Source organism: Streptomyces sp. NPDC036984 (assembly GCF_055607665.1).
On the sequence record NZ_JBVJRL010000028.1, the window covers coordinates 45,056 to 58,682 of the forward strand.

Genomic DNA, 13,627 nt, shown 5'->3' on the forward strand with positions numbered 1-13,627 from the left:
TCGCCCTCGTCATACACACACCCCCCCGGCAAGAGCCCGTCGTTCAACGCCCTCGTACGCAGCGAGGCGCAGAACGAGGGGTACCTCGTGCTCAGTCGCCGCAACGGGCCGATCGTCGAGCTTGGACTGCGCTCCTACTGTGCAAGCATGCGCACGAACTTGCCGCGCACCGCCCTCAAGGCGGGATGCCTGTGGCAGGACCTCGTCGACAACTTCTGGGTCGCCGCGAACATCGAAACGGACCTGAAGGGCGACGAGCTCCTCGCCCGCGCGTAGGCGGAGGAGACGCAGGCGCTCCTGCTGCTCGGCGCGCTGGCATCGCCCGCGGCCGCTGCAGACGAGTTTGAGGAACGCTTCATGGATGTCGGCTCGGCGTTCCCAGCGGATCCGTAGGCGCCGGAAGCCGTGCAGCCACGCGAAGCTTCTTTCGATCACCCAGCGGTAGGTCCCCAGTCCGGTTGCGGCGCGGTTCTCCGGGGCCTGGGGTGGATGCAGGGTCCGTCCGGCGGCGATGATCTTCTCGTAGCGGGCGGTGAGGCGTTCGAGGGCGCCCTGGGCGCCCGGTCGCGGCGAGTTGTCTTGCTCACGCAGGGGGCCGTTGCTAAGCCTTGGGCACTCAATGCTAGGGAGCCCGGTGTGCATCAAGAGTCCCCCCTTCCCGTTCCTCCGCGTTCACGTTTCCGAGCATTCATCTGCGCCGTCGCGGCCATCGCCCTAGTGACGCTCACTGCTGCGACAAGTCCCCCCGACACGGACACCCGGACGGCGGCGGACCCGGCGGCCGTGGTCCGCGAGTGGAACGCCATCGCCACCGACACGATCAAGACCAGCCTCGGCCCACGCCCCTCCGGGCAGGCAGCGATCTGGGAGGGGTTCGTCTCCGTCGCCGTGTACAACGCCGTGGTGGGGATCGAAGGCGGCTACGCCCTGTACAAATGGCACGAGCTCGGTCCGGCCAAGGCATCCTCCGCGGCGGCCGCCGCCACTGCGGCCCACGACGTGCTGCTCACCTACTTCCCGGCCTTCAAGGAGCGGCTCGACACCGCGTACGCGGACTCGCTCGCCGCTCTTCCGGCCGGTCAGGCCAGAGACCGGGGCGTGGACTACGGAAAGCGCGCTGCCGCCCGCATCATCGAACTCCGGGAGGGGGACGGCAGATTCGCGGACGTTCCTTTCACCGCTTCCCCAGCACCGGGGGTCTGGCGGCCCACCCCGCCCGCGTTCCAGCCCTTCATCGACACCTGGCTCGCCAGGCTCCGCCCCCTCCTGCTCGCTTCCCCGCAGCAGTTCCGCCCCGGCGGACCACCCGCCCTCTCCTCGGCCGCTTACGCCGAGGATGTCCAGGAGCTGAAGGCCATGGGCGCGAAGACCGGCTCGGGCAGGAGCGCGCAGCAGACCGAGACCGCCCTCTTCTTCAGCGGCAACCTGGTCGCACAGGTCCAGACGGCCGTACGAGACCACGCCGCCCGGCATCGGCTCGGCATCGCCGAGACGGCCCGGCTGTTCGCCGCGGTGAACGCGTCGGCGACCGACGCCGTCGTCACCGCATGGGACGCCAAGCTCCACTACGGCTCCTGGCGGCCGATCACCGCCATCCGCCTCGCCGACACCGACGGCAACCCCGCGACGACGGCTGACCCGGCCTGGGAGCCGCTGCTCCTCACTCCGCCACACCCGGACTACATCGCCGGCCATACGACCGTCACCGCGGCCGTAACACGCGCCGTGACCGGCGTTCTCGGCACCTCGCACATCGACCTCTACGTCCCCTCCGAGGTCACCGGCAACACGCGGTTCTACGGGTCCGCCGACGAACTCAACCGGGACGTCGTCGACGCCCGTGTGTGGGGCGGCGTCCACTCCCGCACGGCGGACGTAGTCGGCTGCCGGGCCGGCACCCACGTGGCCGCCTGGGCGCTGGACCACTACTTCCAGCCGGTCGCCAAGGAAGGTACCCAGCCGTCCCCGCCGACACGAGCGGCTCGACAGGGCAGGTCCGCCGAGCCGAAGTGCGGCGACGACACCGACTGAACCACAGAGCCGAAGTGGACCCGACGTCGAGCTGGGGAGGCGTCATGCTCCCCAGCGGCAGCCTCTACCGGCGTCTGGTAGCGCTGCTCTCGGGGATCGCGGGCTGAGTGTGGGTGTCCGCGTGCAAGAAGGCGGGTTCGGCGCCGGCTGCGAGTGGTCACGCGTACTGACGTGAGGGAGGCTGGGGCGATGACAGTGGCCAGCGAGGAAGAGGTGGCTGCGGTACTCACGCGTTGAGCCCCTTCCCAATCAGGGAGGGGGCTCGCTGCTGTCCTGAACAACAAGGGGGCAATCGCTGCCAGGTCGGGTTGCACCGATCACGAAGTTCCCTTCGCCTTGCGGCACTCGCCAGTAACAACTGGCTAACACAATGAGGTGAGGTGGTGCCGTGGATCGTGTCCGTGCGGTGGGTTGAGCCGTTGCCGGTGCATGGGGGCATCACCGTGGATCGTGTCGGACGGGTTGTGGGAGCGGATCGAACCGCTGTTGCCGAGGAGGGAGCGCAGGTTCCGGTATCCGGGCCGGAAGCCGTTGCCCGACCGGCAGGTGCTGTACGGGATCCTGTACGTGCTGCACACGGACATCCAGTGGGAGTACCTGCCCAGGGAGCTGGGTTCGGCTCGGGCATGACCTGCTGGCGCCGGCTGCGGGACTGGAACGAGGCCGGCGTCTGGCAGCGGCTGCACGAGGTGCTGCCGGCTGAGCTGAACGCGGAACGGAAGCTGGACTGGTCCCGCTGCGTGGTCGATTCCTCGCAGGTCAGGGCGTTAAAAGGGGGCTCGCGACGGGCCCGTCGCCGGTCGGCCGGGGCCGGGCCGGCTCCGAACACCACCTGATCACCGACGGACACGGTACCCCGCTCGCCGTCATCCTGACCGGCGCCAACCGCAACGACGTCACCCAGCTCCTGCCTCTGCTGGACGCCGTCCCGCCGGTCCGCGGCCGGGTCGGCCGACCGCGCCGCAGAGCGGTGACGCTCTACGCGGACCGCGGCTACGACCACGACTGCTACCGCGAGGAGGTCCGCGCCCGCGGGATCGTGCCGGCCATCGCACGGCGCGGCACCGAGCACGGCACCGGCCTCGGCGTATACCGGTGGGTGGTCGAGCGGGCCTTTGCCTGGCTCCACGGCTTCCGTCGACTGCGCGTGCGCTGGGAACGACGAGCAGACATCCACGAAGCGTTCCTCAAACTCGCCTGCTGCCTGATCACCCACCGACAACTGAACTCATTCTGTCAGCCGTTGTAAGACCGAAGGTTCGGCCGGGCCGCCGCCGCGCCGGCGAGGTGTGGGGCGGCCGGCTGGGGCGTTTCCTTCGGATCATCGGATCGCCGGTCCGGGTGTGTCGGTGAGCCGACGCAGGGCCTCACCACAGGACGGCGAAGCACCACACCCAGACGGCCATGAGGAGCAGTTCGGCGGTACCGCCGACCCGGCTCCTGCGGCTCGCCTCTGGAGTGCCGGCCAGGCCGCTCCGTCCCACAGCGGTGATCTGTGCCGACACCTGCCTACCGGCTTGTCCGGCCGGCCAGCCCGCGTAGGCGTCGAGACGGACACGGGGACCGCTGTGGAGCCGGAGCACAGGTCCCTGGCCGGATGGCCACGTCATGTCGGCGACATCGCTGAAGGGGATGTGCCAGCGGGAGAAGCGATTCCGCAGAGTCAGGGTGGCCCCGTCTGCCGTGACGCTCGCGCACAGACCCAGTCTCCGGGCGACGTATGCCCCCGTCGCCGCGAGCGTGCCGAACGGAAGACGGCGCCAGGCTTCCAGGTGCCACGTTTCCCGCAGCAACTCGGCGCAGAACCCCAGCCGCACAAGCAGTCCGATCGCCCAGCAGACGGTCTTGCCCGTACGTCGGGAGGCGATCTGGATGTGCCGGACGTCGGCCGCCTGCTGTGGCACGTGCCCTCCCGTGTTCCGTGCGTCCGCAGATCATGATCAGCGCCCGCGCGGGCAAGTCATCACGCGTTGCCGACGAGCTCCGCCAACGGCACCTGGCGTCTCGGGTGGACCGACCGATGGCCAGGGCGAGGGCTACCGCACCATGCAAGTGAGCTGCACCAAGGGCAAGGTGGTGCCGGCCTTCCCCGACTACGAGGTGGAGGAAGGACAGACTCGCATGGTCACCTGCACAAGGTTGAAGACACCCGAGGGCCTCAGATGGGGAGGATGCCGGGGAACGCGCCGTGGCCGACGTCCGGTGCGGTGAGGGCCAGCCAGCCGTGGCCGCGTACCTCGGTGTCCGGGCCGACCTCGCCGGGGTCGACCGAGAGGTACGCGCAGGCGGACCGGGCGCCCGTGGTGCCCGCGTTGGGCGGGGCTTCGTCGTACTCGGGGTCGAAGTCCGGGTCGTCGGCCGCGAGGGTCTCCCAGGGCAGCGGGTCGCCCTCCCATTCGGGGTCGCTCTCGGCGGCGTACTGACGGATCACCCGGCCGTTCTCGGCGACGATCCACACGTCGGAGCCGCCGGCGTCGTCCAGGAAGAAGAACTGGGCCTGGCCGCAGTGGACGCTGACCCGCTCGACCGTCTCGATCATGCCGTCCCAGGGGTCGCCGACGAGGAGGTCGAACGGACCGAAGACCAGGCGCCAGCCGTTCAGTTCCGGGGTGACGAAGGCCCGCCCCACGGTGCGGCCGGCGCCGTCCGGCCCGGGAACCCGGGTCTCCCCGCTCTCCGTCGCGTGGACGCCGGCGGCGACCGTGACGGGCCGCCGGTCGTACAGGCCCAGGGCCTCGAAGGCGCCCTCGTACGACGCCCCGGGCACGGCCATCCACCAGCCGCTGAGGGTCGATGAGGGAAGCCTCGGGATCTCGTGCGGGATCTTCACCCGTATCAGCCGCTCGATCGCCGCCCGGTCGCGGTCGTCGAGCGCGTCGGTGCCGCCGCCCGCGACCAGGGCCGCCATCGCGCCCCGCCGGATCCTCGGCGACACGGCCGGGTCGCGGCGCAGGGAGCGCAGCCGCGGCCGGAAGGAGTCGTGCAGCAGGCGGGCGTAGTCGGATGCCTTGTAGGGGACGAGGCGGCCGCGGGCGTAGGTGTCCACCAGGGCCCGCAGTCCGGCCTCGGAGTCCACCCGCAGTCTGACGAGCCCCTGGAAACCGTCGGTCGACTTCCCGTAGTCCGGATCGGCCGCCAGGGCCGCGTACTGGTCGGCGCAGCGCTCGTCGAACTCCCCGAGGAGCCGGCCCGCCTCCCAGTCCCGCACCTCCTTCCGGCGCCAGGCCGCCAACAGGGCGTCGAAGGCCGGCGGCCCGATGCGCCTCAACGCCCGCATGACCGGCTTCAGATCAGCGGTCCGTTGCGTATCGGGCAGACCCCGCAGCAGCATCGGCACCACGCTGTCGGCCTGCTCCGCCAGCCGTGCGGCGGCGGCCTCCACGCGTGCGGTGTCGTCGCTGTCGAGGTCCTGCAGAAGGGATTCGATCTTCATGGGGCTGCACAGTAGCCCGGGCCACTGACGGAGCCTCGCAGGGCCGTTCGCCGAGGCGGCTGACACCGGGAACGTCCCACGGGGGCGCTGTGGTTCACCCGGCCGCCCGTCGCCCAGGTGGCAAGGGATCTACTCCTGAGGCGGAGAGGCGAGCCAGCGGTCGTCGCGGAACTCGGCGGGGACCTCGTCCTCCCACGGATCGATCCCGCGGCGCTCCAGCTCGTCGAACCACCGGTCCCGCTGCGACTCGGGGAGGCGTCGTCCGCACCAGGGACAGAAGTCGATCGTGATGCTCGACGTGCCGCCGTCATGGATGATCAGCCCGTACTCCTGGAACCTGGCGTCGAAACCGACCAGCGCGTCCGGGCAGGTGAAGGGATCGGCGTGCCGGTCGCAGCGCACGGTCAGGCGGGTGGTCATCGCCTCGCAGCAGTGATGGGGCATGTCCTCGACTTCTCGTTGATCGGCACCGTGACCAGAAGGAGATCACTCTCCGTCGGCGCTTCCGCCGTCCTCCTCGTCGGTGTCCAGCAGCCCCGCGTCGTAGGCCAGCAGGGCGATCTGGACGCGGTTGTCGAGCCCGAGCTTGGCGAGGATGCGGGAGACGTGGGACTTGACGGTGGCCACGCTGATGAAGAGCTCGGCGGCGATCCGGGCGTTGGCGAGTCCGTGCCCGACGGCGACGGCGACCTCGCGCTCGCGGCCGTTGAGGACGGCGAGCCGTTCGCGCGCGCGGGTCTGCCGGGAGTCGGCGGCGGTACCGGCCGCGTGCCGCATGAGCTGCCGGGTGACGGCGGGCGACAGGACCGGGTCGCCGGCCGCGACCCGGCGGACGGCATCGACGATCTCGGCGGGCGGGGTGTCCTTCAGTACGAAGCCGGCCGCACCGGCGCGCAGGGCGTGCAGCACCTGTTCGTCCGCGTGGAAGGTGGTGAGCACCACGACGTGCGGTGCGTTCGGCCGGGCGCGCAGCCGTCGCGTCGCGGTGATCCCGTCCACCGCCGGCATCCGGATGTCCATCAGGACGACGTCCGGCCGCGTCCGCCCGGCGACTTCCTCGGCTGCCGCGCCGTCGGCCGCCTCCCCGACGATCTCGATGTCCCCGGCCCCGCCGATCATCATCGCCAGACCGGCGCGTACGAGGGGGTCGTCGTCCACGAGGAGCACTCTGATCGGTGTCGCAGTCATGGGGTTACGTAATCACGGGCGGGGAGTCGGAGCGGAGGAAACCATCTGAGTCCGGGTGCACGCGTGCGTGTGCGAGCGACTGCCCCGGCGGGCCGGCCGGGTTCACACGCGCCCGGTGATGTCCGCGGATGTGCCGTCCCTCACCCCCGTGGCCACGGCAGCCACCCCCGTACCTCGAATCCGCCGTCGGCTCTCGGGCCGTGTTCCAGGTGGCCTCCGGCGAGGGTGGCCCGTTCGGTGAGGCCGATCAGGCCCTGGCCGGAGCCGGGGACGGGTGGAACCTCGCGGGGCGGGGCGGGGTTGGTGACGGTGATCGTCAGGGCGTCGCCCGGGGTGCCGGCGAGGCGGACCGTGACCTCGGTGCCGGGGGCGTGCTTGCGGGCGTTGGTCAGGGCCTCCTGGGCGATGCGGTAGGCGGTGCGGCCGACGGAGGCGGGGACGGCGGCCGGGTCGGCGACCCGGTGGTCGAGGCCGACCTCCATGCCGGCCTCGCGGGACTCGGCGACGAGGGCGTCCAGCGCGGCCAGCGTCGGCTGGGGTCGTCCGCCGGTCTGCTCGTCGGACTCGCCGGCGCGCAGTACGCCGATGATCTCCCGCAGGTCCTGCAGGGCCTCGTGGGCGCTCTCCCGGATCACCCCGGCGGCCCGCGCGATCTCCTCGCGTGACGCGTCCGGCCGGAACTCCAGGGCGCCCGCGTGCACGCTGAGCAGGGTGAGCCGGTGGGCGAGCACATCATGCATCTCGCGGGCGATGGCCTCGCGGGCCAGCCGCTGCGCCCGCTCGGCGCGCAGCCGGGCCTCGGTCTCCGCCCGGTGCGCCCGGTCCCTGAGGCTCAGCATCAGCATCCGCTTGGAACGGGCGAACATGCCCCAGCCGACGACCGACACGGTGAGCAGTCCGGTGAACGCGACGACCCCGAGGTAGGGCAGGTCGGGGTCGGGCCGCACCCAGTAGAAGAGGGGGACCAGCGCGAGGTCGGCGCCGCCGATCCAGGCCACGTACCGGAAGGGCCGGTGCACGGCCAGCGTGAACAGGGAGACCAGCGCCGCGCCGCCCGCCGAGTTGGACAGGAAGCCGACCGGGACCATGGCCACGGCGAGCCCGACCGGCCGGCGGCGCCGCAGCCAGACCGCCGCGCAGCCGAGGGCGCCCAAGGCCTGGTCGAGGACAGCCAGGGAGCGCGGCAGGCCGGGTTCGCGGGACAGCGTCATGGCGGCGGCCAGCCCCACGCCCACGGCCAGGAGGAAGCAGCAGAAGTCGACGGCCCAGTCGCGCGCCGTGCGCCGCGGCCGCCGGCCGGAGGCCCCGGCGTCCGGGTCCAGCTCGTGGATGAGGGCGGAGGGGAACAGCCACCGGCGCCCCGCCGGCCCCTGCGGCGCCGGCGCCGGCTCGTCATTGCTCACGGTCGACAAATCTACGCACGGACGGCGGCCCGGCGCCGCTCCTCGCCCCGTATCACCGACCGGACGCCGGGAATCACCGACCAAAGTCGCACCGGCGTCGACTTTCGGACCGCGACACCGGCGGCGGAACAGCCTTGTGACGGCACGATGCCGACTCGCGGCCGATGCGGGGCGGGCGGCGAGCCTGGGAAGGTCGTGCCGTGAAACCCGTACTGGAACTTCTCGGATTCGTCGCCCTGGTGCAGGGCGTGCTGGGCCTCGTGCACGAGTTCGCCGACTGGGACGTGGGCCTCGTGCAGCGGATCGGCTTTCTCGACGGCTACGAGGTGTACGCGAGCGTCGCGCTCGTCGCGCTCGCCCTCGCGCTCTTCGCCGCGGCGGAGAGCCGGAAAGCCGAGTGAACTCCCGGAAAATTCATCGGATCTGACGGTTAACACTACAGAGTTGTCATTGACATGCCATCCGCTACGCGCGTCACCATGGCGGTATGAAAATCCCCCACAGCATCACTCGTATCGGCGCCGCGGCCGCCGTCCTGTCCGCCCTCCTCGTCGGTGGCACCGTCTCCGCCACCACGGCGAACGCCGCGGTCGGCAGCATCTGCCACAGCGCCCTCCCCTCGCAGGCGCACGACACGCTCGACCTGATCGACCGGGGCGGTCCGTACCCGTACTCGCAGGACGGCAGCGTCTTCCAGAACCGCGAAGGCGTCCTGCCCAGCCAGTCCTCCGGCTACTACCACGAGTACACCGTCATCACCCCGGGCTCCTCCACCCGCGGAGCACGGCGCATCGTCACCGGCCAGGAGTACGAGGAGGACTACTACACCTCCGACCACTACGCCACGTTCAAGCTGATCGACTTCGACTGCTGAGGTCCCGCGCCCGAGCCCCTCGCCCCGCGTTCCCCCCACAGCCGTACCGGCGCGGGGCGAGGTCGGACCGGCACCCTGCGGGCTAGGGGGTTTCGTTTGGATCAGCCCGGGTCCGCGACGCCCGGCACGGCACCTCGCCGCGTTGTCGGACCACCCGAGTACGCCCAGTACGCGGGTGATCCTCCGCCTTGCGATGCACCGCACCATGCGCCGCGGCCTGATCCGACCTGATCCAAACGAAACCCCCTAGGCCCTGTCGTCTTCGGGCAGCTCGTACGACCCGTACTCGGGGCTGCCCGCGAAGTCGTACGTCTGGATGGAGACCCCCGCGCCCGTGACGCGCCCGGCACTGTGCCGGAAGCGGGCGGGCATCGTGCCGTCCGGGAACAGGCGGCGGCCGGTACCGAGGACCACCGGGAAGGTCAGCAGGTGCAGGGTGTCCAGGAGCCGCAGGTCCAGCAGGGAGCGGACCAGGGCGCCGCTGCCGTGGATCTGGAGTTCGCCGTCCGTGCGTTCCTTGAGGGCCGTGACCTCCTTGACGAGGTCACCGGAGACGACGGTGGTGCCGGACCACTCCGGCTTCGGGAGGGTGGCGGAGACGACGTACTTCGGGAGGGCGTTGAGCCTGCCCGCGACCGGGTGCGCCGGGTCGGTCACCTTCGGCCAGTAGGAGGCGAAGATCTCGTAGGTACGGCGGCCCAGCAGGAAGGCGCCCACCCGGCCGAAGACCTCGTCGACGAACCGGCCGAAGTCGTCGTCGCCGAACGGGAAGCTCCAGCCGCCCTGGTCGAAACCGCCGCTGGGGTCCTCCTGGGGGCCGCCGGGGGCCTGATAGACGCCGTCGAGGCTGACGAAGACGGTGGAGACGAGCTTGCCCATGGCGGGTGCCTTCTTCCAGGTGGTGGGGTCCGCTGTCATCACCTCAGACCCCGCCCGGCCCCGCAACTCATCGGTTCAGCCGGCGTGCGTCGAGAACAGTCCGCCGGTCGGGCCCTGCTTGTCGCCGCCCTGGGCCTTCTTCAGGGCGTTGGCGAGGCTCTCGATGGTGAGGGACTGGAGGATCACCCGGCCGTTGCCCTCCAGGGTGGCCAGGGACAGGCCCTCGCCACCGAAGACGGCGTTCATGATGCCCTGCCGGTTGAGGCCGCCGACGCGCTGGACGCCGTACTCGATGCCCTCCTCGAAGGCGACCACACAGCCGGTGTCGACCTCGATACGGCCGCCGAAGTCGGCCGGGTTCAGGTCGATGAAGTTGCCCGCGCCGGCGATGATCACCGTGCCGTGTCCGGTGAACTTCTCCAGGATGAAGCCCTCGCCGCCGCTCATGCCGGTCCGGCCGCCGGCGAAGGCGATGCCGAAGTCGACGGTGGACTCGGCGGCCACGAAGGCGTCCTTCTCGGCGAACCACGCGCGCGTGCCGTCGAGCTCCAGGGCGCGCATCTCGCCGGGGAGCACGCCCGCGAAGCCGACCGTGCCCTCGCCGCCCTGAGCGGTGAAGTACTGGAAGGCCAGCGACTCACCCGCGAGCATGCGCTGGCCGACCTGCATGGCGGTCCCCATGGCCTGGCGCAGCAGGCCGCCCATGCCGCCGCCCGAGCCGCCCGGCTGCCCACCGCCGCCTCCGGACGGTCCGGACAGCCGGGTTTCCATGGTCACGCTGGTGGTCTTGAACAGGAACTTCCCGGCCTCGCAGTACACGGTCTGGCCGGGGTGCAGGTTGACGACCGCCATCTGCATGGCGTTGCCGACGATCTCTTGCTGAAGGGTCACGTGGGAGAGAACGCGGGAGGTGGACGGAAGAGTTCCGGACCGGGCGAACAGGTCCGCCGGAGTGACACGTGGAGCGCCCCGGTGCTGTCCAGGCCGGGGCGCCCCACGCGCGCGTGGGGGTGGGTCAGCCGCCGAGTTCCTGGTGGCGGGCGGCGAGACGGGCCGCGCCCGCCTCCGTCAGGGAGCCGAACAGGCGCAGGCGGGAGATGCCGCCGTCGGGGAAGATGTCGATCCGCGCGTGCGTGCCGACCGCCGGCTCGGGCAGGACGAAGCGGTGGTTGGTGTCCGGCTGGAGGCGGGTGCGCGGGAGGATCTCGACCCACTCGCCGGCCCCGCTTTCATCGGCATCCTTGACGGACACCGACGCCCAGCCGGCGCTGTTGCCCTTCAGGTAGGCGGTGTCGATCTCGATGGCCCGGATCCGGGACTGGGACACCAGCTGGTAGCGGATCCAGTCGTTGCCCTGGTCGCGCCGGCGCCGGGTCTCCCAGCCGTCGTCCATCTTGCGGGAGCGACCCGGCTGGATGGTGTTGGTGGCCGGGGAGTAGAAGAGGTTGGAGGCGTCCTCGACCTGACCGCCGTTCTCCAGGGCGACCACGTCGAAGGTGCCGAGGACCGCCAGCCACCGCGGGTCCGGGACGACCTCGCCGTACACGCGCAGGCGGGCGATGCCGCCGTCGGGGTGCTGGTTGACCCTCAGGTGCGTGAAGCGCTGCTCGACGGTGACCTCGAAGCCGTTCGCCGCGTGGCCGCCGACGGCGGTGCGCGGGACGATGGTCGTCCACTTCACGTCGTCACCGAGAAGCTCCTCCGGGGAGGGCGAGCCGGGTACGGACGCAGCCTCGACCGAGACGGCCTGCGGGTAGTTGCCGCGGAAGTGGGCGGTGTCGACGACGATCCCGCGGATCACCCCGGGTGCGCCGAGCCGGACCAGCGCCCAGTCGTGGTCCTCGGCGGTCGGCCAGGGGTGCTCGGCGGAGACACCGCGCCGGCGGCGGGTCTCCCAGCCGTCCATGATCTTGCCCTTGTGGCCGAAGTGCTCGGGGTCGAACTCGGCGCGCTCGGGCACCAGCAGGTTCTCCCGCTGGGCGAAGAACTCGTCGTTGGCGGCGATGACACCGGCGCCGAGCTGCCGGTCGGCGAGGTTGGCGTACTGGGTGAAGGGGAAGTCGGCGGTGCGGTAGTCCGCGTACGGGTCGCCGCCTCCGTAGGGGTTCGCGTCGCCGGTGAAGCTGGCCCAACTCGATTGTTGCTGCGCCGTCACGGTGATCAGGGGGTCCTTTCTGGAGTCGGCCGGGTGCGGGATGCGGGTGGGGGTCCCCTGCTCGAACGAGGCCGAGGGCTCGGGGGAGGGTCACTGGGCGCGGTCGAGCAGCGTGCCCTTCGGCTCGGTGAACGCGCCGTCGGCGACGATGCGCTCGCCGCGCAGCCAGGTGGACTTGACGACGCCGTACAGGGTCTTGCCGGCGTAGGCGGTGACCCGGTTGCGGTGCTGGAGGCCGGCCGGGTCGACGGTGAAGGTCTCGTCGGGGGCGAGGACGGCGAAGTCGGCGTCGCGGCCGGCCTCGATGGCGCCCTTCCGGCCGAGGCCGACCAGGGCGGCGGTCTGCGTGGACATCCAGCGGACCACGTCCTCCAGGCCGTGGCCGCGCTTGCGGGCCTCGGTCCACACCGCCGACAGGCTCAGCTGGAGGCCGGAGATCCCGCCCCACGCGGTGGCGAAGTCGTCGGTCTTCAGGTCGGCGGTGGAGGGCGAGTGGTCGGTGACCACGCAGTCGATGGTGCCGTCGGCGAGGGCCTCCCAGAGGAGGTCCTGGTTGGCGGCCTCACGGATGGGCGGGCAGCACTTGAACTCGCTGGCGCCGTCCGGGACTTCCTCGGCGGTGAGGGTGAGGTAGTGCGGGCAGGTCTCCACGGTGACGCGGACGCCCTCGGCGCGGGCGGCGCGGATCAGCGGCAGTGCGTCGCTGGAGGACAGGTGCAGGATGTGCACGCGCGCGTTCAGGCGCCTGGCCTGCGCGATGAGGTTGGCGATGGCCGTGTCCTCGGCGTCGCGCGGGCGGGAGGCGAGGAAGTGGGCGTACTTCGGGCCGCCGTGCTGAGGGGCGGCGGCCAGGTGGTGCGGGTCCTCGGCGTGCACGATGAGCAGCCCGTCGAACCCGGCGATCTCGGCCATGGACCGGGCGAGCCGGTCCTGGTCGAGGTGCGGGAACTCGTCCACGCCGGACGGGGACAGGAAGGCCTTGAAGCCGAAGACGCCGGCGTCGTGCAGCGGGCGCAGGTCCTTGACGTTGTCGGGCAGGGCGCCGCCCCAGAAGCCGACGTCGATGTGCGCCTTGTCCCGGGCGACGTCCTTCTTGATCCGCAGGTGGTCGACGGTGGTCGTCGGCGGGAGGGAGTTGAGCGGCATGTCGACCAGGGTCGTGATGCCGCCGGCCGCGGCCGCGCGGGTGGCGGTCCAGAAGCCCTCCCACTCGGTGCGGCCCGGGTCGTTGACGTGCACGTGGGTGTCGACCAGGCCGGGCAGCAGGACGTGGTCGCCGACGTCCTCCAGCCGGACCGCGGCCGGTACCTCGGCGTCGTACGGCAGGACGGCCGTGATCTTCCCGGCGGACACGGTGACCGTGGCGGCCCGCGTCCCTTCCGGAGTGATCACGCGCGTCGAGCGCAGCACCAGTTCAGCGTCGGACACCCGAACCCCTCTCTCTACCGCCGTTGCACGTCCAGGAAACGGGATTTACACCCACGTAACGGATTTCAACGTTCTGTTGAAGGAGTCTTCACTCCCGCTTCTCCGCCGTCAAGAGGCACACTTCCGGGCAGCGGGGAGCAGGCACCCGACCCTGGACATTTCCACAAAGCGGAATTAGAATTCCAGCAGGCAGAACGTAGCTACGTACAAGCAGGGAGTCAACCGCCTGCCGGGTA

13 protein-coding genes and 2 pseudogenes are annotated in these 13,627 nt (G+C 71.2%); 5 read left to right on the forward strand and 10 right to left on the reverse strand.

The window, feature by feature from the left end:
* Nucleotides 1-147 precede the first annotated feature (147 nt).
* The gene (locus ACZ7DL_RS34025) at nt 148-276 is read left to right on the forward strand and encodes a hypothetical protein (protein WP_470780265.1); all 129 of its coding nucleotides are present in this window, start codon (nt 148-150) and stop codon (nt 274-276) included.
* Nucleotides 277-330: 54 nt separating this feature from the next.
* Here the strand turns inward: ACZ7DL_RS34025 and ACZ7DL_RS34030 are convergent.
* Nucleotides 331-522: pseudogene (locus ACZ7DL_RS34030) on the reverse strand (transposase); the annotation flags it as partial.
* A 195-nt stretch (nt 523-717) separates the two neighbouring features.
* Here ACZ7DL_RS34030 and ACZ7DL_RS34035 point away from each other — a divergent pair.
* Both ACZ7DL_RS34035 and ACZ7DL_RS34040 read left to right on the forward strand, forming a co-directional pair.
* On the forward strand, nt 718-2,031 hold the full coding sequence (locus tag ACZ7DL_RS34035; RefSeq protein ID WP_470780175.1) for a vanadium-dependent haloperoxidase: 1,314 nt from the start codon (nt 718-720) through the stop codon (nt 2,029-2,031).
* 429 nt (nt 2,032-2,460) lie between these two features.
* Nucleotides 2,461-3,280, forward strand: a pseudogene (locus tag ACZ7DL_RS34040) (IS5 family transposase).
* Nucleotides 3,281-3,398: 118 nt separating this feature from the next.
* On the opposite strand, the gene ACZ7DL_RS34045 reads toward ACZ7DL_RS34040, so the two are convergent.
* The 5 genes from ACZ7DL_RS34045 to ACZ7DL_RS34065 form a co-directional block, all read right to left on the reverse strand.
* Nucleotides 3,399-3,935 (reverse strand): hypothetical protein, encoded by a 537-nt coding sequence (locus ACZ7DL_RS34045; protein WP_470780177.1) that lies wholly within the window; start codon nt 3,933-3,935, stop codon nt 3,399-3,401.
* A gap of 254 nt (nt 3,936-4,189) precedes the next feature.
* The gene (locus ACZ7DL_RS34050) at nt 4,190-5,464 is read right to left on the reverse strand and encodes a hypothetical protein (RefSeq protein WP_470780179.1); all 1,275 of its coding nucleotides are present in this window, start codon (nt 5,462-5,464) and stop codon (nt 4,190-4,192) included.
* Nucleotides 5,465-5,593: 129 nt separating this feature from the next.
* A complete protein-coding gene (locus tag ACZ7DL_RS34055) occupies nt 5,594-5,908 on the reverse strand; it encodes a DUF6980 family protein (RefSeq protein ID WP_470780182.1) in 315 nt (104 codons plus the stop codon).
* A gap of 42 nt (nt 5,909-5,950) precedes the next feature.
* Nucleotides 5,951-6,652, reverse strand: a complete 702-nt coding sequence (locus ACZ7DL_RS34060) for a response regulator (protein WP_470780184.1) — start codon at nt 6,650-6,652, stop codon at nt 5,951-5,953.
* A gap of 140 nt (nt 6,653-6,792) precedes the next feature.
* Complete coding sequence (locus ACZ7DL_RS34065) at nt 6,793-8,055, reverse strand: sensor histidine kinase (RefSeq protein ID WP_470780186.1); 1,263 nt, start codon at nt 8,053-8,055, stop codon at nt 6,793-6,795.
* Nucleotides 8,056-8,255: 200 nt separating this feature from the next.
* On the opposite strand from ACZ7DL_RS34065, the gene ACZ7DL_RS34070 reads away from it, so the two are divergent.
* Nucleotides 8,256-8,456: a hypothetical protein gene (locus ACZ7DL_RS34070; protein ID WP_470780187.1), complete on the forward strand. Its 201-nt coding sequence runs from the start codon at nt 8,256-8,258 to the stop codon at nt 8,454-8,456.
* Between the two features lie 86 nt (nt 8,457-8,542).
* The gene (locus tag ACZ7DL_RS34075) at nt 8,543-8,929 is read left to right on the forward strand and encodes a guanyl-specific ribonuclease (protein ID WP_470780189.1); all 387 of its coding nucleotides are present in this window, start codon (nt 8,543-8,545) and stop codon (nt 8,927-8,929) included.
* Nucleotides 8,930-9,175: 246 nt separating this feature from the next.
* On the opposite strand, the gene ACZ7DL_RS34080 is transcribed toward ACZ7DL_RS34075, so the two are convergent.
* The 4 genes from ACZ7DL_RS34080 to allB all read right to left on the reverse strand — a co-directional run bounded on the left by ACZ7DL_RS34080 (nt 9,176) and on the right by allB (nt 13,391).
* Nucleotides 9,176-9,808, reverse strand: coding sequence for a dihydrofolate reductase family protein (locus ACZ7DL_RS34080; protein ID WP_470780254.1), 633 nt, complete (start codon nt 9,806-9,808; stop codon nt 9,176-9,178).
* Between the two features lie 75 nt (nt 9,809-9,883).
* Nucleotides 9,884-10,699, reverse strand: a complete 816-nt coding sequence (locus ACZ7DL_RS34085; RefSeq protein ID WP_470780192.1) for an AIM24 family protein — start codon at nt 10,697-10,699, stop codon at nt 9,884-9,886.
* A 124-nt stretch (nt 10,700-10,823) separates the two neighbouring features.
* A complete protein-coding gene (gene alc, locus ACZ7DL_RS34090; protein ID WP_470780194.1) occupies nt 10,824-11,963 on the reverse strand; it encodes an allantoicase in 1,140 nt (379 codons plus the stop codon).
* 90 nt (nt 11,964-12,053) lie between these two features.
* On the reverse strand, nt 12,054-13,391 hold the full coding sequence (gene allB / locus ACZ7DL_RS34095) for an allantoinase AllB (protein ID WP_470780196.1): 1,338 nt from the start codon (nt 13,389-13,391) through the stop codon (nt 12,054-12,056).
* Between the last annotated feature and the right edge of the window lie 236 nt (nt 13,392-13,627).